Source organism: Opitutus terrae PB90-1 (assembly GCF_000019965.1).
Classification (GTDB): Bacteria; Verrucomicrobiota; Verrucomicrobiia; order Opitutales; family Opitutaceae; genus Opitutus; species Opitutus terrae.
Map to the genome: position 1 here is coordinate 1,131,850 of NC_010571.1, position 22,907 is coordinate 1,154,756.

The 22,907-nt window shown below is 66.3% G+C and carries 19 protein-coding genes; 7 read left to right on the forward strand and 12 right to left on the reverse strand.

What is annotated here, in order from left to right; genetic code table 11:
• On the forward strand, positions 1 to 1,131 hold the full coding sequence (locus tag OTER_RS04635; protein WP_012373746.1) for an ABC transporter permease: 1,131 nt from the start codon (positions 1 to 3) through the stop codon (positions 1,129 to 1,131).
• A 43-nt stretch (positions 1,132 to 1,174) separates the two neighbouring features.
• Positions 1,175 to 2,482, forward strand: a complete 1,308-nt coding sequence (locus OTER_RS04640; RefSeq protein ID WP_012373747.1) for a TolC family protein — start codon at positions 1,175 to 1,177, stop codon at positions 2,480 to 2,482.
• 3 nt (positions 2,483 to 2,485) lie between these two features.
• Here the strand turns inward: OTER_RS04640 and OTER_RS04645 are convergent, their stop codons facing one another.
• Positions 2,486 to 3,856, reverse strand: coding sequence for a mechanosensitive ion channel family protein (locus OTER_RS04645; RefSeq protein WP_012373748.1), 1,371 nt, complete (start codon positions 3,854 to 3,856; stop codon positions 2,486 to 2,488).
• Positions 3,857 to 4,061: 205 nt separating this feature from the next.
• Between OTER_RS04645 and OTER_RS04650 the strand changes: the two genes are divergently transcribed.
• A complete protein-coding gene (locus OTER_RS04650) occupies positions 4,062 to 5,030 on the forward strand; it encodes a TerC family protein (RefSeq protein ID WP_012373749.1) in 969 nt (322 codons plus the stop codon).
• A 39-nt stretch (positions 5,031 to 5,069) separates the two neighbouring features.
• Here the strand turns inward: OTER_RS04650 and OTER_RS04655 are convergent, their stop codons facing one another.
• From OTER_RS04655 to OTER_RS23690, 8 genes are all read right to left on the reverse strand, one after another.
• Positions 5,070 to 5,726: a hypothetical protein gene (locus tag OTER_RS04655; protein ID WP_012373750.1), complete on the reverse strand. Its 657-nt coding sequence runs from the start codon at positions 5,724 to 5,726 to the stop codon at positions 5,070 to 5,072.
• Positions 5,727 to 5,852: 126 nt separating this feature from the next.
• Positions 5,853 to 6,257, reverse strand: coding sequence for an Hsp20/alpha crystallin family protein (locus OTER_RS04660; protein WP_012373751.1), 405 nt, complete (start codon positions 6,255 to 6,257; stop codon positions 5,853 to 5,855).
• A 47-nt stretch (positions 6,258 to 6,304) separates the two neighbouring features.
• On the reverse strand, positions 6,305 to 6,763 hold the full coding sequence (locus tag OTER_RS04665; protein WP_012373752.1) for an Hsp20/alpha crystallin family protein: 459 nt from the start codon (positions 6,761 to 6,763) through the stop codon (positions 6,305 to 6,307).
• 411 nt (positions 6,764 to 7,174) lie between these two features.
• Positions 7,175 to 8,083, reverse strand: a complete 909-nt coding sequence (locus OTER_RS04670) for a LysR family transcriptional regulator (RefSeq protein WP_012373753.1) — start codon at positions 8,081 to 8,083, stop codon at positions 7,175 to 7,177.
• 63 nt (positions 8,084 to 8,146) lie between these two features.
• On the reverse strand, positions 8,147 to 9,370 hold the full coding sequence (locus tag OTER_RS23685; RefSeq protein ID WP_012373754.1) for a phospholipase A: 1,224 nt from the start codon (positions 9,368 to 9,370) through the stop codon (positions 8,147 to 8,149).
• 80 nt (positions 9,371 to 9,450) lie between these two features.
• Positions 9,451 to 12,552 (reverse strand): efflux RND transporter permease subunit, encoded by a 3,102-nt coding sequence (locus OTER_RS04680; protein ID WP_012373755.1) that lies wholly within the window; start codon positions 12,550 to 12,552, stop codon positions 9,451 to 9,453.
• 82 nt (positions 12,553 to 12,634) lie between these two features.
• Entirely contained in the window at positions 12,635 to 13,735 is a 1,101-nt protein-coding gene (locus OTER_RS04685) for an efflux RND transporter periplasmic adaptor subunit (protein ID WP_012373756.1), read from the reverse strand.
• Between the two features lie 29 nt (positions 13,736 to 13,764).
• Positions 13,765 to 14,271, reverse strand: a complete 507-nt coding sequence (locus tag OTER_RS23690) for a MarR family winged helix-turn-helix transcriptional regulator (protein WP_012373757.1) — start codon at positions 14,269 to 14,271, stop codon at positions 13,765 to 13,767.
• A 479-nt stretch (positions 14,272 to 14,750) separates the two neighbouring features.
• On the opposite strand from OTER_RS23690, the gene OTER_RS04695 reads away from it, so the two are divergent.
• Positions 14,751 to 15,914: a MalY/PatB family protein gene (locus tag OTER_RS04695; RefSeq protein WP_012373758.1), complete on the forward strand. Its 1,164-nt coding sequence runs from the start codon at positions 14,751 to 14,753 to the stop codon at positions 15,912 to 15,914.
• A 163-nt stretch (positions 15,915 to 16,077) separates the two neighbouring features.
• Here the strand turns inward: OTER_RS04695 and OTER_RS04700 are convergent, their stop codons facing one another.
• Both OTER_RS04700 and OTER_RS04705 read right to left on the reverse strand, forming a co-directional pair.
• Positions 16,078 to 18,360, reverse strand: coding sequence for a hybrid sensor histidine kinase/response regulator (locus OTER_RS04700; protein ID WP_012373759.1), 2,283 nt, complete (start codon positions 18,358 to 18,360; stop codon positions 16,078 to 16,080).
• A gap of 103 nt (positions 18,361 to 18,463) precedes the next feature.
• Positions 18,464 to 18,946: a response regulator gene (locus OTER_RS04705; RefSeq protein ID WP_012373760.1), complete on the reverse strand. Its 483-nt coding sequence runs from the start codon at positions 18,944 to 18,946 to the stop codon at positions 18,464 to 18,466.
• A 234-nt stretch (positions 18,947 to 19,180) separates the two neighbouring features.
• Between OTER_RS04705 and dusB the strand changes: the two genes are divergently transcribed.
• Both dusB and OTER_RS04715 read left to right on the forward strand, forming a co-directional pair.
• On the forward strand, positions 19,181 to 20,293 hold the full coding sequence (gene dusB / locus OTER_RS04710) for a tRNA dihydrouridine synthase DusB (RefSeq protein ID WP_012373761.1): 1,113 nt from the start codon (positions 19,181 to 19,183) through the stop codon (positions 20,291 to 20,293).
• Positions 20,294 to 20,441: 148 nt separating this feature from the next.
• Positions 20,442 to 21,119: a MarC family NAAT transporter gene (locus OTER_RS04715; RefSeq protein ID WP_012373762.1), complete on the forward strand. Its 678-nt coding sequence runs from the start codon at positions 20,442 to 20,444 to the stop codon at positions 21,117 to 21,119.
• Between the two features lie 99 nt (positions 21,120 to 21,218).
• Here OTER_RS04715 and OTER_RS04720 read toward each other — a convergent pair whose 3' ends face one another.
• On the reverse strand, positions 21,219 to 22,094 hold the full coding sequence (locus OTER_RS04720; protein ID WP_052300298.1) for a hypothetical protein: 876 nt from the start codon (positions 22,092 to 22,094) through the stop codon (positions 21,219 to 21,221).
• Between the two features lie 507 nt (positions 22,095 to 22,601).
• On the opposite strand from OTER_RS04720, the gene OTER_RS04730 reads away from it, so the two are divergent.
• Complete coding sequence (locus OTER_RS04730) at positions 22,602 to 22,865, forward strand: hypothetical protein (RefSeq protein WP_012373765.1); 264 nt, start codon at positions 22,602 to 22,604, stop codon at positions 22,863 to 22,865.
• The last annotated feature ends 42 nt before the right edge of the window (positions 22,866 to 22,907 follow it).

The window sequence follows — 22,907 nt, forward strand, 5'->3', positions numbered from 1 at the left end:
ATGTGGGAACGCATCCTCACCATGCTCCGCAAGGAGTTTCGCTCGATCTTCCGCGATCCACGGATGCGGATGGTCATCTTCGGACTGCCCGTGATCCAGACGCTGATTTTCGGCTACGCCGTGACGCTGGACGTCCGCAACGTTCAGCTCGTGCTCGTCGACCACGATCAAAGCACGGCGAGCCGCGATTTCGCGGCGCGTTTCACCGGCTCGGGCTATTTCACGATCGTGCGGCACACGCCCGATCTCGCGGCGGCGAGCGCCGCGATCGATGCCGCGCGTGCGTCGGCCATCCTGCAGCTGAACGCCGGTTTCGGTGCCGATCTGCACGCCGGGCGGACGGCGGTGGCGCAGTTGATCGTCGATGGCTCGGATTCAAACACCGCGCAGTTCGTGCTCAACTACGCCGGCGTCATCGCGCGCACCTTCGACCAGGAGGTGCTGCTGGCGGCCGCGGAACGGCGCACCGGCCGGACGACGTCCGTGGGCCGGGTCGAACTCCGGCCGCGCGCCTGGTTCAACGCTGATCTCGAGAGCCGCGATTTCTACGTCCCCGGAATCATCGCGACGCTGGTCATGCTCGTCGGCCTCATGCTGACCAGCATGGCGATCGTCCGCGAAAAGGAGGTCGGCACGATCGAGCAGATCATGGTCACGCCGATTCGGCCGGTGGAATTCATCCTCGGCAAATGCGCACCGTTCGCGGTGATCGGCTACATCAATGTCGTCATGGTAGTCCTGGTGGGCCTGTTCTGGTTCGGGATCCCGATGCGCGGCAGTTTTCTGCTCCTGCTGCTCGGCACGACGCTCTTCCTGCTCAGCACGCTCGGCATTGGACTGTTCATTTCGACGGTGAGCGGCACGCAGCAGCAGGCGATGATGACGACGTTCTTCTTCTTCTTTCCGGCGATGCTGCTCTCCGGCTTCGTGTATCCGATCGCCAATATGCCGGAGGTGGTGCAGTGGCTGACGTTCCTGGACCCGCTGCGCTATTTCCTGGTGATCATTCGCGGCATCTTCCTCAAGGGCGTCGGGCTCGAAATCCTCTGGCCGCAGCTGCTCGGGTTGCTCGTGCTCGGCGTGGTGGTGCTGGGTTTCGCCGTCAGCCGCTTCAAGAAGACGCTCGCGTGAACGCTGGCCTCGCTCGTTCCACCACTCCCCATCCTTTCCCGCCATGAACCGCTCTGTCTGTCTTTCGCTCCTCACGTTCGGAACCGCGACCGTTCTCGCCACTGCCGCCGAACCCGCGCTCTCCCTCGACGACTGCCTGAAGCTCGCCGCGCAACAGCATCCGGCGCTCGCCGCGAGTCACGCGGGAGCCGCGGCGGCGGCGGAGGCCGTCGGCGAAGCGCGTGCCCCGTATTATCCGCAGGTGGACCTCAGTGCGGGCTACCATCGCTGGCAGCGCCGCGCGTTTCTGCCCTCCGGGCTCGCGCTGCCCGGCGGCGGCGTGCCGGAGCGGGTCGGTCCGCTCGATGACTGGAACGCCGGCGTCGTTTCGCGCGTGACGCTTTACGATTTCGGCGAGCGACGGGCTGGGGTGGAGGCCGCGGAGGCGCGGCATGGCGGCGCCCAAGCCGACGCCGCGGCGGTGCAGGCCGATGTGCGGCTCGGGGTGCGCGCTGCGTTCTATGCGCTGGCCGCGGCCCAGGAACTGCGCGCCGTGGCGGCCAAGAGCCTCGCACGCGCCGAGGCGCATCGCGAGCTGGCGCGCGTGCGCCGCGAGGCCGGCGCCGTGCCGCAGGCGGATGTACTGCGCACGGAAGCGGACGTGGCCGACGCGCGGCTGCAGGTCATCACCGCCGACAGCCGAATTCGCATCGCCACGGGCCAGCTCAACACCGCGATGGGCCGGCCGGCAGAAACGCCGCTCGGTATCGTGGCCGAGTTGCCCGTCGAGACTCCGCCGGACTCCGCGGCGCTCGCCGCGGCGGCGGAACTGGCGCTGGCGCGGCGGCCGGAAATCGAGTCCGCGGCGAAGCGCGCGACCGCCGCCCGCGCGGCGGTGACAGCCGCCCGCGCGAGCCGAGCGCCGAAATTGCGGGCGGATGGCTCCTTTGGTTGGCGCGACACCGCCTGGGTGCCGGACACACGGGAGTGGCAGGCGGGACTGAGCATCGACGTGCCGATCTTCGACGCGGGTAGTCGCGCGCGCCGCGTGGCGCGCAGCCAGGCGGAAGCCGCCCGCGAGGAGGCGGCGATGGCGAACCGCCGGCTGCAAATTCGTGATGAGGTGTGGGCGGCAGGCGCGGAACTCGAGCGCGCCTGGGCGGCGATCGCCGCGGGCGAAGCGAGCCGGCGGGCGCACGAGGAAAGTCTGCGGCTCGCGCAGGAGCGCTACCGCAACGGCGCCGCGTTGATCGCCGACCTGCTCGACACGCAAGCGGCGCTGGCCCGCGCCGAGGCCGGCGTCGCCGAAGCTCGCTGGGGTTATCTGCGAGCGCGCGCCGCGTTCGCCCGGGCGGTTGGCGCGGAGAACTGACGCCTAGCCACGCGGCTGCTCAGGAGCCGCCGCCGGCGGGCCGGCGGGGCGCTCCGCGAGCTTTCGCGCGACCTCGCCCTCGAGCTGCACCGTCTGAGTCGGGAACGCGAACGCGAGGCCGCGCGCCGCCACGCGGCGCATGAACTCCAGGTTCATCCTCTGCCGCAGCTCCATGTGTTTTCCAAAATCGCCGTCCCGCGTGTTGTACGCGATCCAGATGTCGAGTGACGAGGCGCTGAGGTCGCGGAAGTAGACGAGCACGGACGAGGGATCGATGTAGGACTCGCTCTTGAGCAGCGTGCGGATCTCCTCGACGAGCGCCTGCATCTGCTCGGGCTTGGTGTCGTAGGTGAGGTTCAGCACCTGTTCCGCGCGACGACCGGTGAACCGCGACAGGTTCAAGATCGATTCCGCGGCCACCGTCTTGTTGGGCACGACGATCAACGCCTTGTCGGCGCGCCGCAATTTCGTCGAGCGGAGGCCGATGTCCTCGACCGTCCCCGCCCGGCCGCCGATGTCGACGAACTCGCCGAGCTTGAAGGGCTGGTCGATGGCTACGACGATCGAGCCAAAGACGTTGGCCAGCGTATCCTGCGCCGCGAGGGCGAACGCCAGACCGCCGATGCCGAGGCCCGCGAGCAGCGCCTTCACGTCGTAGCCGAGGCTCTGCACCACCATGAGCACGCCCACCACGACGAACACGCTGATCAACGTCTTCTTGATCCACGGCATGAAGGCGGCGACGCCCATACCGCGTTTGACGGAAATTTCCTGCACGTGGTCGAGCAGCGCGCCGAAAGCGCGCAGCAGGCCCCAGAACACCACCAGCGAGAACGCGATGGTCTGCCCGTAGCTGAGGGCGGTGTCGGTGGTCGCCGGCAGCTTCAGCACCGCCAGCGCGGCAAAGATTCCGACCAGCGCGATGAACGTGGAGACCGGCGCCTCCAAAGCGGGAAACATCTTGTCGTCGAGCGTGGTTGCCGTGCGCGCGGCGAGCCGCTTCAACACCACGAACACCCAGCCGGTCGTGATTCGCCGCGCCAGCAACGCCAGCACGAGAAACAAGCAGGCGATCACGAAATGGGCCGTGGTGTTCTCGCTGGTGCGAACGTCGAACAGCTCGAGGCTCTGATCGACCAGGTGCTCGAGAAAGTCCGGCTGCTCCGGCGCGCGTTGACGCTGCACGGTGACCGCCGCGGCCGCTTTGGTGGCGTTCTGCGCCGCTTCATCCGCCTTCGCGGCCGCCTGCTCGGCCTGGTTCGCCGACTGTTGCGGCGGCGGAGTCGGTTCAGTGGGCTGGGCGGTCAGCGCCGGGATCCAGGTCACCCAAGCGAGCAACACACAGGTGAATAACGACAACGCGCGGCGTCTCATGGAAAAGCGGCCGAACTAAAGGTCCGGCGGCACCGAAGTCAAAGGGTTAGGACTCGGGAAACTACTGAGCCGGAATGCGGAGCTCGCACGTGGCGGCACCGCTCGCCGGCGGTGAAGGTCCGCAACTGGAACACCCGCCGGCAGATTCCAACCGTTCACTCCCCGCTTGCGGAAATTTCGAAGTCGGGGCCATTCTGCGCGCTTCATGCCGCTGTCCCTGCCACTTGCGTTCACCGATGCCATGCCGCTCTGGGCGTGGGTGGGATTCTTTGGCTTCATTGCGCTGATGCTCGCGCTCGATCTCGGCGTGTTTCAGCGGGAATCCCACGCGATCAAGATGAAGGAAGCGCTGCTCTGGTGCGGCGTCTGGGTCGCGCTCGCGCTGGGCTTCAATGCGATTGTCTGGGCCTGGCGTGGCGCCGAGTTGGGCCAGCAGTTCCTCGCCTCCTACCTCATCGAGCTGAGCCTCAGCGTCGACAACGTCTTCGTTTTCATCCTCGTTTTCGCCTACTTCAAAGTCCCGGCCAAATGGCAGCACCGGGTGCTGTTCTGGGGCATCATCGGCGCGGTGGTGATGCGCGCCGTGTTCATTCTCGTCGGCGTGAGCATGATCCAGCGGTTTCACTGGGTGCTCTACGTGTTCGGGGCGTTCCTCGTCTACACCGGCATCAAGATGGCGCTGCCCAGCAAGGAGGAGGTGAACGTCGACCCGGACCACAACCCCGTGGTGCGGCTGTTCAAGCGTTTCTACCCGGTGGCCGCGCGCAACGAGGAGGGACATTTCTTCGTGCGCCACGAGGGCCGGCTGATGGCCACGCCGCTGTTCATCGTGCTGCTGGTCGTGGAAACGACCGACGTGGTCTTCGCGCTCGACTCGATCCCGGCGGTGCTGGCCATCACCAAAGACGGTTTCGTGGCGCTCACCTCGAACATTTTCGCGATCCTCGGCCTCCGCTCACTCTACTTCGCGTTGAGCGGGATCATGCAGCTCTTCCGTTACCTGAAGATCGGTCTTGCGGTGATCCTGTGCTTCATCGGCGTGAAGATGCTCATCGAGCACTGGGTGAACATTCCCACCTCGGCGTCGCTGGCGGTGATCGCGTGCGTGCTCACGATGTCCGTGTTGCTCTCGGTCCTGATCAGACCCGCCGGGTCGCGCTCCGCGCAGCACTGAGTCGGTCGGCCCCGCGCTGGCGCGCCGCTCATAGGCACCTCAGCGCGAACTCTGCGATTCGGCGAACACTTCCGCCACGTCGGCGAGGTCCGCCACCACCTCGGCAATCCGCGCCAGCCGCTCGCAAAGCCGGTCGTTGGAGAAGTCGCCAGCCTCCGCGTAGACCACAGAGGCGTTTTCGAGCTTGAGCGCTGCGCGGTGCGCCCGGCCCGAGGCATCGACCGCCTGGTTGAGCCGCGCGCGGAGTTCCGGAATCAGCGCCGCCGCGAAAAACTCCGGCTGGTTGGTTTGGATGAACCACCGGTCGTCGAAGGCGGGGTCTCCGATGGTGATCTCGCGCGCCCCGAACAGCTCCGCCACGCGGCTGCCGAAGCCTTGCCGCGTGATGCGAAAGGTGAGTCCACCGGCCGCCTTGGGCGTGAGCGCGAGCGCCACCCAGCGTTCGCGCGATTTTCCCGAGCCGGTGGTGAACGCATACAGCTCCGCCGGCTTGCCGCGGAACAGTCCGGCTCCCCGCGCGTTCGGCCAGAAACCGAACTGTTTGCGCTGCGGCGGCAGCGTGAGCCCAAGCCGGCGCGCCAGTTGTTCCAGATTCTGATGCCCGCGCTCGTTGGCGCGCTTCGCGAGAAAGAAGATGAACCCGACAAAGCCGAGTCCACCCACCACACCCAGTAGCATCACGAATTCCGCGCGCATGCCGCGAGACTGCACCTCGGAGTTTTGGCGGAAAAGAAAAAAGCCGGGTGCATCAGCACCCGGCCCCCCGCCGGCGCGGCCAAACGGATTGCGCCCGGCCGCTCCTCACAGGAATTCTTCGCCGCGTCAGGTCACCGCAATCTTGCGCGGTTTGACCGCTTCGGCCTTGGGTAACGACACCCGGAGCACGCCGTCGCGCAACTCGGCCGCGATGCGGTCGGCATCGATCGCGTTGTCGTGCGTCAGCACGAGCTCGTAAGCCGCGTTGCTGGATTCGCGATAAAGCGCGGTCCAGCCCTCGGGCTGCTGCCACGTGCGCCGGCCGACGATCCGCAGCTCAGCCGCATCCGCGGTGATCTCGAGTCCGTCCTTCGCGACGCCGGGCAGGTAAACGGTCACGCCGAACGCGTCATCCGTCTCCTTGATTTCGTACAGAGGTTTCACGGTCGGCCCAAGATTCTGGTCGGCGGTGGATTCGCGCCGGGCCAGCGTCCGGCCGAAGGTGGGAATAAGGGAATTAATCAAAGCCATGGTTGGAAAAGCTTGAGGGTTGTTGGATCGGGGATGCGCCTTGCGGATCATTTCACCGCGACGCTGATTTTCCGCGGCTTGGCCTCTTCACGCTTCGGCAGCGTCACGGTGAGGACGCCGTTCTCGTAGGCAGCGTTGACCTTGTCGGCCTGCACTTCCTCCGGGATGTTGACGGAGCGGCTGAAGGAGAACGACTCCTCCTCCTTGCCGTCGGCGTCGGCGGTCTTCCGCTTGCCGCTGATGGTGAGGTAGTCCTCGACCATTTCGACGTTGATGTCGTCGCGTTCAAGCCCGGGCAGCTCGGCGCGCACATAGGTGTTGTCCTTGTCCTCGTAGAGATCGACGGGGAATTCCGTGCGGCCGAACGTCTCGTTGAAGCCGCTCAGGGCCGTCTCGAAGAGGCGGTCGATCTCACCTTCCAGCCCTGTCCAAGGCGAGCGGGAGAGCGCGCCCCAGGCGGGGGCCAGTGAGCGGTAGTTGGGATACGTGTAACGAACGATTCTCATGATGCGTGTTTGGTTGGTGGTTTTTGAGTGGATGAACCCGCGCGGCGCGGGCGTGGTATGCTTGGCCTTTGCACACCGGATGCCGGATTTTCGGCGTTAAGAAATCGCGTTCGCTGTGGAATTTATCGCGCGCGGCGAAAACCATGCGGGAAAAACCGTCGCGACCTGTGCCATGCTTGGCGGGAAATTTTTGCGCAGTGCCGGCGAAATCTGATGCCTCGCTGGCATGACCCTCAGCGCCAGCCGGCATTTCCCCCCGGGCCCGCGCGCTGCTAGGATTTGCAGCACTTTGCTACTGCTGCCATGAACATTGTCGTCGCCATCGTATTGCTCGCGCTGCTCACGACGCTGGTCGTGTTCGATTCCGGCGACCCGCGGACCTGATCCCGGCCTCCGACGTCGCGCGCGAGCTCAACTCGCCGAGGCCGGAGGCGCGGCAATCTGGCGGCGCAGGATATCCAGAAACTGGTGGAGCAGCCGGGACTCTTCGGTGCGGTGCCATACTGCCTGCAGCTCGATCGGCGGGCAGTCGGAACGAAGGAAACGCACCAGCGGACCCGCCGACAAGGTGCCGGCCAGGAAATCCGGGAGCAGGCACACGCCATAGCCGGTGGCCACGCGCGCGAGCACGCTATCCAGCGAATGCACCGGACGGGCGAACGTGGGCGTGAACCCGCTGACTCGGCAGCGTTGCGTGATGAACTCGCGCAGCCCGGGCGAATCCTTCGGGCCGGTGGTGACCCAGGTCTCCCCGGCGAGATCCGCCATCCGCACGTGGGTGGCGCCCGCGAGCCGATGTTGCGCGCCTACAGCAACCATCAGTTCGGAGGTGAGCAGGCTCAGCGACTGCAGGTCGTCATGATGCGCGAATTCCCGCGCGACGACGAAGCCCAGGTGCGCCTGCCGGGTGCGGAGCGCCGTGAGCTGTTCGTGGATGTGCAGGTCGCGCAGGGCCACGTCGACCCGTGGATACCGACCGCGAAATTCCGCAATCGCGCCGAGCACATAGCGGTTGGAGAGCCGCCAGTCGTTGCAGATGATCAGCTCACCGCTCGCACCGGCGAGCGTTTCCTCGACCGACGCCACCGCGACGTCGAGCTGCGCGAGGATCTTGCACGTGTGGGCGTAGAATGTGCGGCCGGCATCCGTGAGCTGCACGCGGACGCGATTGCGATCGAGCAACCGCGCGCCGAGTTCGTGTTCGAGATCGCGGATCTGCCGGCTGAGCGCCGGTTGCGCGATGCGCAACTGCTCCGCCGCCCGGCTGAAGTTCAGCTGCTCGGCGACCGCCTTGAAATAGCGGAGGTGGCGCAGTTCCATGCCCGCGGAGTATCGCCGCGCCTGGCGGCGGCGCAAGGCGGCAGCCGCACGCCCCCCTTCGGTTCAGCGGACGAGCGAGATGCCCGCGCGCACCGTCTCGGACTGCTCGCGGTAGGAGAGGAGACTTTCGCCGTAGCCGTTGAAATACTGCACGAGCAGGTAGGTCTCGAAATTGAGCAGCTTGGTTCGAATCGGATAGGTGAGATCGAGCTGAACCGTCCCTCGGTTGAAGTCCTTGCCGGCCCAGGCGGTGGCCATGAGCGACGGTCCGTCGTTGCGGCCCAGCACCAGCGTAAGCCGGCCATAGCCGCGATAATCCTTCAGGTCGCGGTTGTCCTCGAGCGTGTCGACGTATTCGAAAAGCTCCGGCACGACGAGCAGGTGCCAGCCGTCGAGATGCCCGAAGGCGAACACCGGCCGGACATACACTCCGTTGACGCTGCGCGAGACCGGACCGTCGCGGCCGTTCGACTCGTGCTTGAAGCCGGCCTGATAGCCGAGCCAGGTGAACCACGTATCCTTTTCCTCCGGCTTCGGCGTGAGCGACTCGTAGATCAGCTCCGGCATGTAGCTGGTGTCGTAGAACGGACTCGACTCGCCATCGAGATCCCACAGCGAGCGTTGCGTGAACGCAAACTGCAGCGTCCGGGCCATGCGGCTCGTGTCGACTTCAGTGAATCGCAGGAGCCGGTATTTGAAGCTGAGCTGGAATTTCGCCGCGGGACCTTCCGAACCGTAGATGAAGTACACGGGCTCGTGCGGCCCCAGCCGGTCGGCAAACGTGCGCTGGATAATCGAAGCGGCCGGCTCCGCGCGGACGAGGTTCGTCGTCGGCTTCGTGACACGTTCGGTCGCCCGCCGCGAAGGTTCCGGGGATGACGGTTCGGCTGTGGCCGAGGTGGACCAATCCAGCACGCCGCGCGCGGCGGGAAAACCGGCCAGGTGCAACTCGAGGATCCCCGTGCCGCTGGTGGCGGGCGGCGGGACGAACGCGTACGTCCACATCGCGAAGCCGCCGGGCGCGATCGAGCTGGCGGTCGCCGTGGATTCCGACGTCGCGTGCAGCTCGACCCGCCACGCTTGGCCGGCTTGCGCCAGTTCACCGAGCACCGCAGGCGGCGCGGTGAACGTCTGCGCCGCGTCGCTGCGATTCAGCACCACCAAATCGATCGTCGCCTCGCCGCCCTGCGGACTGCGCGCCGACGGCACCAGACTGAAGAGCAGCGGCTGGGCGTTCGCGACGGCGCTGGCGGCGAGGCAGAACACCAGAAGTCGGAACCTGTTCATAGAGGGTCAGTCCCCCGCGCCGGAGCGGAGTTCCCGCGGAGTACGGACGGCACCGGCGTCGCGGCGCCGTCCGTGTCCCTTCAGGAATGATGCGCGGGCGCGAGCTCCGTGGGCGAGGCTGGGGCGCCCGCCGGGATGGCGGTGCGCCGGTGTGCGACGAGGACGTAGAACGCGGGCACCACGAAGAGCGTGAACAACGTGCCGATCGCCATGCCGGCGGCGATCACCAGACCCATGCTGAAGCGCGCTTCCGCTCCGGGGCCCTGGGCCACCAGCAGCGGCAGCACGCCAAGCACCATCGCTGCGGTCGTCATCAGAATCGGACGCAGCCGGATGCCAGCGGCGTGCTCGATGGCGCTGCGCACCTCGTGACCCTCCTCCTGGAGCTTGTTCGCGAAGTCGACCATGAGAATGCCGTGCTTCGTGATCAGTCCCACCAGCGTGATCAGGCCGACTTGAGTGTAGATGTTGAGCGTGGCCACGCCGAGGAAGAGGAATACCATCGCGCCCGCGATCGAAAGCGGCACCGCCATCATGATGATGAACGGATCGCGGAAGCTCTCGTATTGCGCGGCGAGCACGAGGAAGATCACCACGATCGCGAGCACGAACGTCGCCATCAGCGAACTGCCTTCCTGCACGAATTGCCGCGACTCGCCCTTGTATTCGCTCGCGAAACCCTCGGGAAAGACGGTCTTCGCCTCGGCGTTGAGCCAGTCGAGCGCCTCACCCATCGACAGACCGGGCCGCGGGAGCAGCGAGATGGTCGCGCAGTTGAGCTGCTGGAACCGACGGAGGTCGCGCGGCTGCGTCGTCGGCACGATTTCGGCGACCGACGAGAGGGGAACGAGTTCGCCCTTGCCGGTGGAGATGTAGTAGTCGGCGAGCTGGTCCGGCGTGAGCCGGGCAGACCGCGTGACCTGCGGGATGACGCGATACGCCCGACCCTGGATCGCGAAGCGATTGACCTGGCCACCGCCCAACATCGCTCCGAGGTCCGTGCCGAGCTGCTTCATGTCGATGCCGAGCAATGCAGCCTTGTCGCGGTCGATTTTGACGTCGGCCTGCGGCTGGTCGAACTTCAGGTCGGTGTCGCCGTAAAGGAAATTGCCGCTGGCGAGCGCGCGCTGGAGCAGCGTCTGCGTCACGACGGCCACGCGGTCGTGGTTGGCCGTGGAGCTGACGACGAACTGCACCGGCAGACCGCCGCCCGCGCCAGGGAGCGACGGCGGAAGAAACGCGGCATAGTTCACGCCCGCGATGGTGCTCGCGCGTCCGAGGATCTGCGGAATGAGGTCCGCCGCACTCGCCTCACGCTGGCTCCACGGCACGAGCGAGACACCGGTCAGCCCGGAGCTCGGGCTCGCCATGCCCGACACCATGTCGAAGCCGGCGATGCTGAAGAACGTGTTCACCTCAGGAATCTGCTTCAGCAGCTCGTTGAACCGTTCCGAATAGCGCAGTGCCTGATCGAGCGTGCCGTTGGGCGAACCCTGCGAGATCGTGACGATGAACCCGCGGTCCTCCGGCGGCGCGAGCTCCTTCTTCGTCAGCGCGTAGAACGGCATGATCGCGGCCACGATCAGCACCGCCACGAGGTAGACGGCCGGCCGCGTGTTGAGCACCTGGTCGAGCAGATGTTCGTAGCGGTCGCGGAGCTTCGTGAAGGCCACGTCGAGGAAATGCTCGATGCCGCGGGGGTTCGGGTTGTGCCGCAGCAGCTTCGACGAAAGCATCGGCGACAGCGTCAGCGCCACGAATCCGGACACGATGACCGCGCCGGCGAGCGTGAAGGCGAACTCGCGAAACAGCGCGCCGGTGACGCCGGACTGCAGGCCGATCGGCGCATAGACCGCGGCGAGCGTGATCGTCATCGCGATGATTGGTCCGACGAGTTCGTGCGCGCCTTTCAGCGCCGCATCGAGCGGGGACAGTCCCTCCTCGATGTGCCGGTGAATATTTTCCACCACCACGATCGCGTCGTCGACGACGAGCCCGATCGCGAGCACCATCGCCAGCAGCGTCAGCAGGTTGATCGAGAAACCGAGCGACAGCATCAAGGCACAGACGCCGACCAGCGAGAGCGGGATCGCGACGATCGGAATCACGACCGAGCGGAACGAGCCGAGGAACGCGTAGATCACCAGCACCACGATGAGCATCGCCTCGAGCAGCGTTTCCATCACTTCGGTGATGGAGTCGTTGATGAACTCGGTGGCGTCGTAGGCGATGCCGGCGTCGAGTCCGGCCGGCAGCTGGCTGACGACTTCCGGCCAGACGGCGCGCACGCCCTTGATGACGTCGATCGAGTTGGCCGTGGGCAGGACGGAGATCGCGATGATGGTGGTCTCCTGGCCGGCGAACTTCACGTCCACGTCGTAGCTTTCGGCGCCGAGCACGACATTGGCGATGTCGCCCAGGCGGACGATCTCGCCCTTGTTTTCGCGGATGACCATTTGGCGGAATTCCCCCGCGGACTGAAGATCGGTGCCGGCGGTCAGGTTGACCGAGACCATCGAGCCCTTCGTTTTGCCGACGGCGGAGAGATGGTTCTGCGTGGAGAGCTTGGCCCAGACCTGCGAGGCGCTGAGCCCGAACGCCGCCATTTTTTCCGGATCGAGCCAGATGCGCATCGCGAACGTACGCGCGCCCATGATTTCGGCCTTCTGCACGCCCTCGACCGTCGAGAGCTTGGGCTGCACGACACGGGTGAGATAGTCGGTCACCTGGTTCGCGCCCAGCACCGCACTGGAAAACGTCAGATACATCGAGGCCGTGCTTTCGCCGACGGAGACGTCGAACACGGGGTCCTCCGCATCAACGGGCAGCTCACGGCGGGCGCGGTTCACCTTCGAGGTGATCTGCGTCAACGCGTCGTTCGGATCATAGTTCAACCGCAGCTTGGCGGTGATGATCGAGACGTTGGGCGCGCTGACCGACTCGACGTAGTCGAGACCGTCCGCCGAGGCGATTTCGCGCTCGAGCGGCGTGGTGATGAAGCCGCGGATCAGATCCGCACTCGCGCCCGGGTAGGTGGTGGTGACGCGAATGACGGCGTTGTTGGTTTGCGGATATTGGCGGATGACCATCGATTTTATGGCCAGTCCGCCGATGATCAGCAGGAAGAGGTTGACCACCGTCGCCAACACGGGACGGCGGATGAAAAGATCGGTGAAGCGCATGGGCGCAGTGCAGTTGAGAGTTGAGAGAGGGGATGGAGAGACAGTCAGCCGAGGCCGGCTGACTCTCGGTGCGCGAAGCGGATCAGCTCTCGACGGGCTTCGGAGCGGGATTCGCTTCCGGAGCGATGGAGTTGTCGACGCGGACCGCGCTGCCCTTGCGTAGTTTCAGCTGGCCCGAGGTGACGACCTGCTCACCCGGCTGAAGGCCCGAGAGAATCGCCGTCAAATCGCCGCGCTGCGGGCCGGGTTGGACAAAGCGGGGCTGCGCGACACCGTTCTCGATGACGAACACGCTGTCGCCGTACGGATTGAAGACGATCGCCGCCGACGGGAGGACGATGTAGTTTTCCGAAGCGGCCAGGACGACTTCGACGCGCGCGAACATTCCCGGGCGGAGCCGCTCCTCCGGGTTCGCGAACGTGGCGCGCACCTGCACCGAGCGCGTGGTCTCACTGACGCGCGGGTCGATCGCGGTGATCGTGCCGGCGAGCGCCTGGTTCGGCAGCACGTCGGTGGAAACATTCACCTGCTGGCCGATGCTGATCCGGCCGAGCTCCTGTTGCGGCAGGGAGAAGTCGACGTGGATGGGATCCAGCGTCTCGAGTTGCACGATCGCGTCGCCCTTGGAAATGAACTGCCCGGGATAAATGCGGGCGATGCCCAGCCTGCCGGCGAAGGGCGCCACGATCCGCTTTTTGGCGATGGTGGCCCGGAGCTGTTCGACGGCGGAGCGCGTCTGCACAAGCATCGCTTCCGCGGTGTCCAGGTCGGCCTGGGCGTTCGTGCCGTTCGTGCGCAATTCGCGCGCGCGGGTAAGAGTGATTTCGGCCAAGCGCGCCTGCGCCTCGAGCCCGGCGAGTTGCGCGCTCTCCACCGACGTGTCGAGTTCCACCAGCAAGTCGCCGGCGGCCACCGCCGAGCCCGACTCGAACGCGATCCGGCGCACCACGCCTTCGAGTTCGGCCTTCACGTTGATGCCGCGGAAACTCGCGAGTGCGCCGACGGCCGAAACCGTGTTGGGCCAGGTTTCGCGCTTCGCTTCCGTGGCGCTGACCGTCACCGGCGGCACCGTCATCGCGGCCCGCGCGGCCATGGCCTTGCGAATCGTGAGAAATTTGTAGCCAAAGATCGCGCCGAAAACGGCGAGGGCGACGACCAGCGTGAGCACGAGGCGAGTTTTCATACGAAAAATGAGTCAGCAGTAGACAAGTCCTACCGGGAAGGCGAGATCCGCATGGCACCGGCGTTCAGTTGCGCGCAGGCGGCCAAAACTGGCTCTTCGGAAGCCAGATCGACGTCGCGGGCGATCTCGCCGATCCGGGCGAGAAACCGGCCGATCGCCTCGTCCGCCGCGCCGCGGCCCTTTGGCGTCAGGTGCACATGAATCACGCGTCGATCGCCGGTGTCCCGCTCGCGCTGCACGAGACCAGCCGCCGCAAGCTGGTCGAGCGCCTCGGTCACCGCCGAGCGGGTCCCGCTCGTGTGGGCCGCCAGGTCGGCAGGGGTCGCGGGCGCCGGATCGAGGATGAACAGCGCGACCAGGATGCCCAGTTTCACCTCGGTGATCGCGAGCTTCGCCATTTCCGCCTGCAGCGTGGCCCGAACCTGCCGCGCGGTGCTGAGCAACTCGAGCACCAGCCGGCAGCGGCTTTCATCCAGCCCGTCGCGTTGCCGGGCGACCGCCAGCAACGTTTGGAAAGCGAGCGTCTCGCGATCCATCAGAGAGGCCTCCCCGACGCGATCCGAGTGAACTGGAAGAAAACCATGGCCGAATCATAGCGGACTCCCCGGTCCGCCGGAAATACTTCCTCTCGCGCACCGTCATGCCTGGCCGGCATGAGTCCGCGGGCGACCGGAACAATGCAGTTGGCGCTGGAGCGACCGGCCGCAGCGTGCTGGGCTTGTAGCCGGGGTCGCTGACCCCGGACCGGGCTCAGCGAGCCCGGCTACATCCGAGCCGCGTGGTTTACAGCGCGGCCCGCAGGGCGACGAGGCCGAGTGTTTAGGAAGAAGCGCTCTGAGGGCAACGCGCTCCACCTTTGCCCCAATTCCAGTTAGGAACCAAAGCAAGACGGCTGGCTCCGTCGCGACCAAGACAGGATCGCACAGCAGGGCCATTTCCGGGCGGTGCGCTGGTCGCGTCAGCCGCCCGAGTTTAAGTTGCGAGCATTAAAGTGATCCCGCACCGTCCTGGCTTCATGAGTTTCGATTTCGACCAGCCGATCGAGCGCCGGGGCACAGACTCCCAGAAATGGCAGAAATATGTCGGTCGCGACGTGTTGCCGATGTGGGTCGCCGACATGGACTTCGCGGTGGCGCCGGCCATTCGCACGGCGTTGCACGAGCGGGTCGAACACGGCGTGTTCGGTTACGCCCGGCCGGTCAAATCGACCGTCGACGCCGTGATCGAGATGTTCCAACGGCAGCATGGGTGGGAGGTTCATCCGGCCTGGCTGGTCTGGCTCCCCGGCTTGGTGGTCGGGCTCAACGTCATGGCCCAAGCCTATGCGGATGCCGGCGATGAGGTGCTAACGCTCACGCCGGTCTACCCGCCGTTCATGTCCGCCCCGAAGCACAGCGGTCGCGTCAGCGTCCAGGTGCCTTTTGTGCATACTACCAGCGTTTCCCGCTGGGAAATCGACTGGGACGCGCTGGAACGCGCCGTCACGCCACGCACGAAGATATTCTTCCTCTGCAATCCGCACAATCCGCTCGCCCGCGTGTGGCGACGAGACGAACTCGAACGGCTCGGCGAGTTCTGTCTCCGGCACGATCTGGTGCTCTGCTCGGACGAGATCCATTGCGATCTGATCCTGGACCCGGCGCTGCGGCATGTCTGTAGCGCCTCGCTCAGTCCGGAGTTGGCACGGCGCACGGTGACGCTCACGGCGCCAAGCAAGACCTACAACATTCCCGGGCTCGGCACTTCTCTCGCCGTGATCCCGGACGCGACGCTGCGCGCGCAGTTCGTGCGGGCGACAGCGGGAATCGTCGCCGAGGTGACCTCGCTGGGTTTCACCGCCTGCGAGGCGGCGTATCGGCACGGCGAGCCGTGGCGGCAGGAACTGCTCGCCTATCTTCGCGGCAATCGGGACCTGATCGTCGATTTCGTCGCGCGCGAGTTGCCCGGCATCACGATCGAGGCGCCGATCGAGGCGACTTATCTGGCGTGGCTGAATGTTTCCGCGCTGAACCTCGCCGATGCCGCGGGGCATTTCGAGGCGCACGGGGTCGGCTTGAGCGATGGCGCTTACTTCGCTTCGCGTCCGGGACGGCACCTGCGGCTTAACTTTGGCTGCACCCGCGCGACGCTGCAGGAAGCGCTGCAGCGGATGAAGCGCGCCGTGGCCGCCACCTCGTAGGGAGGCGAGCGCCGGCCATCAAGGTAGGACGCTCACTCCGTGAGCGCCGCGAGCGTCGAACAACCTCCCCGCGGACAGCGGAATATCGCCCTAGCAGAAACCGTTTCGAAAGTGCATGACGGTCTCCAGGGAAACCTCTCCAGCGCCGAACGCAGCGCGGGGGTTATCCCTCGCTCTTCGGCTTGCCGGTCAGCGCCGTCTGCACGGCGCGGAGCAGGGCTTCGCGCGTGAGCGGCTTCGCGAGCAACGGCACTTTCAGCGCCGCTGCTTGATGTTCGTAGTTTCCGGCTCCGGCCAGACCGCTCATGATCAGCATCGGCACCTGCGCGCCGAGCTGTCGCAGCCGGCGCACCACCGAGAAGCCATCGCCGTCGGCCATCATCACGTCCGTGAGCACGAGCTGGATTTCGGCGTGATGCGCGCTGAAGACCCGCTCGGCTTCCGCCGCCGACGAGGCTTTCAGCACGCGATAGCCGCTGGCGGTCAGCACCGTGCTGAGGACGTTGCGCACGCTGTCGTCGTCGTCCACGAGCAGGAACGTCTCGCCCGCGCCCGGGCGGGTGCGCGCGTCGGGCGCCGCCGCCGCCGGCTTCACTGCGCCGGTGAGTGCCGGCAGGTAGATTTTGAAGTTCGTGCCGCGGCCGGGCCAGCTCTCGACCGCAATGGTCCCGTTATGTCCCTTCACAATGCCCCGCACCGCCGCGAGCCCGAGCCCGGTGCCCTTGCCGACTTCCTTCGTGGTGAAGAACGGGTCGAAAATCCGTTCCAGCACGGCCGGGCTCATGCCCGAGCCCGTGTCCGCCACTTCGATCACGACGTGCGGCCCGGGCTTGATCTCCCGCAACCGCGCCGCCTCGACTTCGTTCACGAGCGTGTTCGTGACGTGCAGCGTGATGCGGCCGCCCTCCGGCATCGCGTCGCGGGCATTGATGCACAAGTTCATCAACACCTGCTTCAGCTGGGTGGCGTCGCCCCGGACGGCCCAGGGCGCTTCGCCGGGAGCGAGCGACACGCTGATCGAACGCGGGAAGGTCTGGTTGACGAAACCGACAAAATCCTCGAGCAGCGGCCGGAGCATGACGTCCGTGTGCTGGCCCACCGCGCCGCGCGCGAACGCGAGCAGTTGTCGCACCAGTGCGGCACCGTGCTGCGCGCTCGACCGGATGGACGCGAGAAACTGCTTCGTCTCGGGCGAGGTGGCCATCGGCTCGAGCAACTCGGTCGAGGCCATGATCGGCAGGAGGACGTTGTTGATGTCGTGCGCCACGCCGCCCGCGAGCAACCCGATGCTCTCGGTGCGTTGCACGCGCAGGAACTGGGCTTCGAGCCGCTTCTTCTCCGCGATGTCGGTGTTGATCACCAGGAATCCGGCCGCGGAGCCGTCGGGTCGTTGCAGCAGGCTCCAGCGGCTCTGCATGATCAGATCGACCTCCTCGCGCGAGCGTTGCCGCATCTCGCCCATCCATTCGCCGTAGAAGAGCGTGGCGTTCCGGGCGATCTCCACCTGCCCGGGTTCTTCCATCCACAAGTCGGCCGCCCGGCGTTGGCGCGGCTCCTCGTCCGCCCAACCGTAGATCCGCGCCGCGCTGCGGTTCCAGTAGGTGACGCGATCCTCCATGTCGCGTACGAGGATCGCGTCCTGAGCGTGATCGAGCAGCGCCGCCTGCTGGCGGATCCGCTCGCGCGCGGCGCGCTGCTCGGTGACATCGCGCGCCACGATCAGCACCTGCGTGATCGTGCCGCTGAAATCGCGCACCGCGCTGGCCTGCGCCTCGACATAGCGCACCGTGCCGTCGGCATGCGCCAGCCGGTATTCCGCCCGCCCGTTCCGGCCCTGATGCAACGTGGCGCGAAACAGCTTCTCGACCGCCGCACGATCGTCAGGATGCACGTCGGCAAAAACGTCCCGCCCGGTGCAGTCATGCGGCCGGCCCACCGCGGTCGCATAGGCCGGGTTCGCGTAAAGGCAGTGCGCCGAGGAATCCAGCATCACGATCAGATCCGCCACGTTCTCCGCGATCTGCCGGAACCGCTCGCGGTTCTGCCGTAGCGCCTCCTCCGTGCGCCGCAAGCGCTGCTCCTCCTGCGAACGGGCCAGGGCCTGGCGCATCGCCGGCACCAGTCGCGAGGGCCGGTCCTTGATCACGTAGTCCGTCGCGCCGCGCTTCAGCGCTTCGATCGCCCGCTCCTCGCCAATCGTGCCGGAAAGGAAGATGAACGGTTTTTCCGGGCAGTGCGTACGCGCGAGATCCAGCGCCGACAACCCGTCGTAGCCATGCAGCGTGTAGTCGGACAGGATCAGGTCGAAATCGCCCGTATCGAGCGCCGACTCGAACTGCTGACGCGAAGCGGCGCGTTGGATCTGGCACTCCGGCCAGTCCTGGGTCAACCGCGCCGCAACGAGCTCCGCGTCGGGCGTCGAGTCCTCCAGATGCAACACGCGCATGGCTCAGCCTCGTTTGCGTTCAGTCGGCTCGCACGACCGCCGCGAAGGCGGCCGGGCTCATCGCCTGGATGGGGGAGTGGTCTTTCATCGCCTCAGCGACGGGTCATTGGCGCGACTCCGCGCTGCTCCGGCCGGCCCCCGGGACAACCATCCGCGGCGGCGGTTCGTTGTGGATGGTCCAGAAGGCGCCGAGCTGTTTGACGGCCTCGATGAAGCAATGGAAATCGACGGGCTTGACCACGTAGGCGTTGGTCCCGAGCCGATAGCTTCGCACGACATCCTGCTCCTCGCGCGAGGAAGTCAGCATTACCACCGGCGTCGTGCGCAACTGCTCGTCTTGCTTGATCGTACGCAGCACCTCCAGACCATCGACCTTCGGCATCTTCAGATCGAGCAGGACGACGACCGGGTTGCCGGGGACGCGATCGGCAAACGCGCCGCGCGCATACAGGTAGTCGAGCGCCTGTTCGCCGTCGTTCACTACGACGATTTCGTTGGTCAGACGATAATCCGACAAAGCGGACAACGTCATCTCGATGTCCTGCGGGCTGTCTTCGGCGAGGAGAATGCGTTTCGGATCGCTCATGGGTAAGGCACGGGTGGCGGCGGACGGGGCCTGACCTTGCGAGCTGGAAACCGCAGGGGAGGCGAACGTTTGAGGTGGAGAGACAACAGTCAACGCCATGCTTCCGCACGGACAGCGTCCCCGGGCAATTTGCTAAAATTTTACCAGCCCTCGGGGTGAGCCGCAGCCCGCCAAGTCAGGAGGCACGCAGGCGCTTGAGGTCCCATCCGCAACCGCCACTGTGGCGGCAGCTGCATGCGCCTCGGGCCCTACGAACTCTCATCGAACCTGTTTCTCTCGCCGCTGGCGGGTTACACCAACCTGCCGTTCCGGTTGACCTTGCGCGAACTCGGCGGGCTGGGGTGGGTGACCACGGACCTCGTCAACGCGCGTTCGCTGCTCGAGCGCAATCCGGCCGCGCTCAAGCTCGTGGCCAGCAGCGCGGAGGATCGGCCGATGTCGATCCAGCTATTCGGGAGCGTGCCGACGGAAATGCGCGACGCCGCGCGGATCTGCGAGGACCTCGGCGCCCAAGCCGTCGACATCAACATGGGCTGCCCGGTGCGCAAGGTGGTGCGCGTCGGCGGCGGTTCGGCGATGATGACAGAACTGAACCAGACCGCCGCGCTCGTCCGCGGGATGATTGAGGCGGTGAAGATTCCGGTCACGGCCAAGATGCGGCTCGGCTGGGACGACGAGAATCTCACCGCGCCGGACCTCGCGCGCGTACTCGAGGACGCGGGCGTTGCGGCCGTATTCGTACATGGTCGGACCCGCGCGCAGGGTTTCAGCGGCACGGTGAACCTCGCCGGCATCGCCGCCGTGGTGCAGGCGGTTAAACGCATTCCCGTGATCGGCAATGGCGACGTCACCACCCCTGAGGCGGCGCGCGCGATGATCGAGCAAACCGGCTGTGCCGGCGTGAGCATCGGGCGGGGCGCATTTTACGACCCGTGGATTTTCCGACGCACCCACCACCTTCTCACCTCCGGCGAACTGTGGCCCGAACCGGGCTTCGATGAGCGGGTGCGCGTGATGCGCCGCCACTTCGAGCGCTATTGCGAATTCTACGGTGAGGAAAAAGGCCCGCGGCTGTTCCGCAAGGTGGCGCCTTGGTACGCCAAGCGGTTCGGTCCGGCCAAGCCGTTCAAGCGGCGCATCATCACGATCGACAGTCGCGCTGACTTCGACGCCGCGCTGGCGGAGTATATCGCCTGGCGCGCCACGTACTGCGACGAGCATGGCCAGCTGCTGCCGAAGTTCGTCCCGCCGCCGATGGTCGCGTCGTTCTTGAGGCCGCCCGGCGAGGCCGACGCGCGGGAACGCGAATCGATTCCCGTGCCGAAAGGACCGGTCGACGTCTGGTGAGTTGCCCAGCGGGGCTGCCGCGCTGGTTCCGGCACCGTTCTCGCTCCGCGCATCGTTCTCGTTCTCGTAATCGCAATCGTTCTCGTCCAGCGTGGGAGGAAAAGAACGAGAACGAGACGAGGTAACGAAACCCACCGAGCAGAACTCCATGCCCTCCGCGCATCATTTCTGGGAACTGATCCTCGGCACCGTCATTGCGCTGCTGCCGCTGATCAATCCGCTCGCCTCCGCACCGACGTTTCTCGCCATCACCGACGGCGACACCCCGGAACGTCGCAACCAGCAGCTTCGGATGGCGTGCCTCTACACGGTCGGCATCCTGGTCAGCTTCCTGATCGGCGGGACGTTCATCATGGGTTTCTTCGGACTCTCGATCCCCGGCCTGCGGATCGCCGGCGGCTTGCTCGTCGCGGGCATCGGATCGCACATGTTGATGTCCCCGCCGAAGCCGGCCACGGATGATCCGGTGCACGCCGCGGCGCGCGCGAAGCGCGACATCTCGTTTTCGCCGCTCGCCATGCCGATGATGAGCGGCCCTGGCTCGATCGCCGCGACGATCAGCTTCACCTCACTGGCGCGCGGCTGGATCGACTACGTCGCGATCATCCTCGGCATCATCATCGTCACCGTGATCACTTACGTGACGTTGCGGATTTCCGATCGCGTCGTGCGCGTCGTCGGCTTCAACAGCATGAACGCGCTCTCGCAGGTCATGGGCTTCCTGATCCTCTGCATCGGCATCCAGTTCGTCGTGAACGGTGTCACTGAAATCGTGACCGATCCCGTCCTGCTCGGCAGCATCCGCGACGCGTTCCAGCAGTCGTGAGCCGCCGCCGCGCGAGGCCGGCCGCGTGGTGCACGCCAGCCTCGGCGAGGACATCTTGCCCTACCACCAACGGCAAGCTTTCAGACCGCCCCCGCCCGATCAGTACCGGCGGGTGAGCTTGGCGCCGGTGGCGTCGCGGAACGTAATGGTTTTCTCCTGCGGATCGACCGAATCGAACACGATGCCCAGCGCGTCATCGACCGATTGGCCGGCCCGCACCGTGCGCCCGTTGATCAACGCCCGTGGCGGGTTGCCATTAAACACGCCATTGATCCGGGCATTCGCGACCCACGCTTGAAACCCAGGACTCGCGGTCCCGGACATTTCGGAAACGGTGGTCGTCGCGCTTACGCCGGGCGAAAGCTCCGAGGTGGTTCTGATCGCGACCGAGGGTGCGGGCTTCGTCGCCGGCGGTCGTGAATTGTCCGGCGTCAATGCCGCGGGCAGCGGCGTGTTCAATGCCCGCTGCGCCGGCGCTTCTTCTCCGTCGGCCATCGCGTTCACCCGCTCCTGCTCCAGGTTGCGACGAGCCGCCACCACGTCTTTCGCTTTGCCGATCGCTGCGCCAGGAACAGCCGCGATGGCGTTGAGCGTGGCGGAGGGCGTCGGTCCCGGCTTTGCCGGCGCGGTAGTGGCGGGCGCCGGTTTGGCCGTGCGCGCGGGTGCTGGCGGCGGCGCAGAATCCTGCAGAAAAAAGAACGCCCCGGCACCCAGCACGACGATCGCCGCGACGCCGGCCAGCGCGAGCGTCTTCACCGGCAACTTGCGCCGCGCGGGCGCGGCCCCCGGAAGCAGATCCTCTTCCTTCATTCCGCTCGGTGCCCGGAGATGCGGCACCGGTGGCGGCAGACGTGGAGGCTGCGCCTCCGCCGTGCCTTCCGCGATTACGGGAAATTTCGGCGGTTGCGCTCCGGTTTCCGGTGTCGGCGCGGGCACGATCACGGGCGGAACGGCTTCCGGCGGCGCCGGGATCACGGCGGGTGGGGGAGGCGGAATGGTCGCCGCAGCAGGAGGTATCGAGGCGGCCGCGGCTGGTTCAGGAGGCCGAACCTTCAGTTTGAATTTCGGCGCTTCGCTGGCCGCCGGTTCGGCCGGTTTCGGCTCCGCTGCAGGGGGAACGGTCTGAGCCGGGGGCGGCGGGGCCGCGACGGAGCGGGGTGGTTCCACCGGAACTTCTGCTGCCTTGCTTGGCGCCGGAGGCTCCGGTTGCGGTTCCGCGGCCGGCACCGACAGCTTCGGCTTCAATCGCAACCTGGGCGCGGTGTCGTCCGCCGCCGGCGGAGCAGCGGGGGGCGACGACGGAGCAGGCGGAGGCGTCGCCGACTCCGACTCAGGCCGCACGCGTGGCTTCAAGCGCAACGGAGGGGGCGTGGGCTCGTCGCTCATCGAGCGCCATGCAAGCATTTCCCCGTGGGTTGAGAAACCAAAAAAAGATTCACTCGCGCAGGAGAGATTCACGGCCCAACGTGTCCGACTCCCGCCATGAAGCTTAAGTCCACGATTCTTCTCTGCACCGCCGCGCTGGTGGTCACGGCCGCCAGCGGCTGCAACCTCTTTCGCAAATCGAAAAAGCCGAAGGAGAATCCTGCGATCGCTTCCCAGCTCGAGGCGGATTTCCAACAGCGGTGGGTCGATCATCGGGTCGCCGAACTCGTGGCCGGCGGCACCGAGGCCGCGACGGCGCGACCGCAGGCCGAACGCGAGTTTGCGGAGCGCTTCCCGCACCTGCTGCAACGGAAGAAGTGACGCCGCGCCGCCGCCGCCGAGGTTGAGATACAGCGCGCGGGC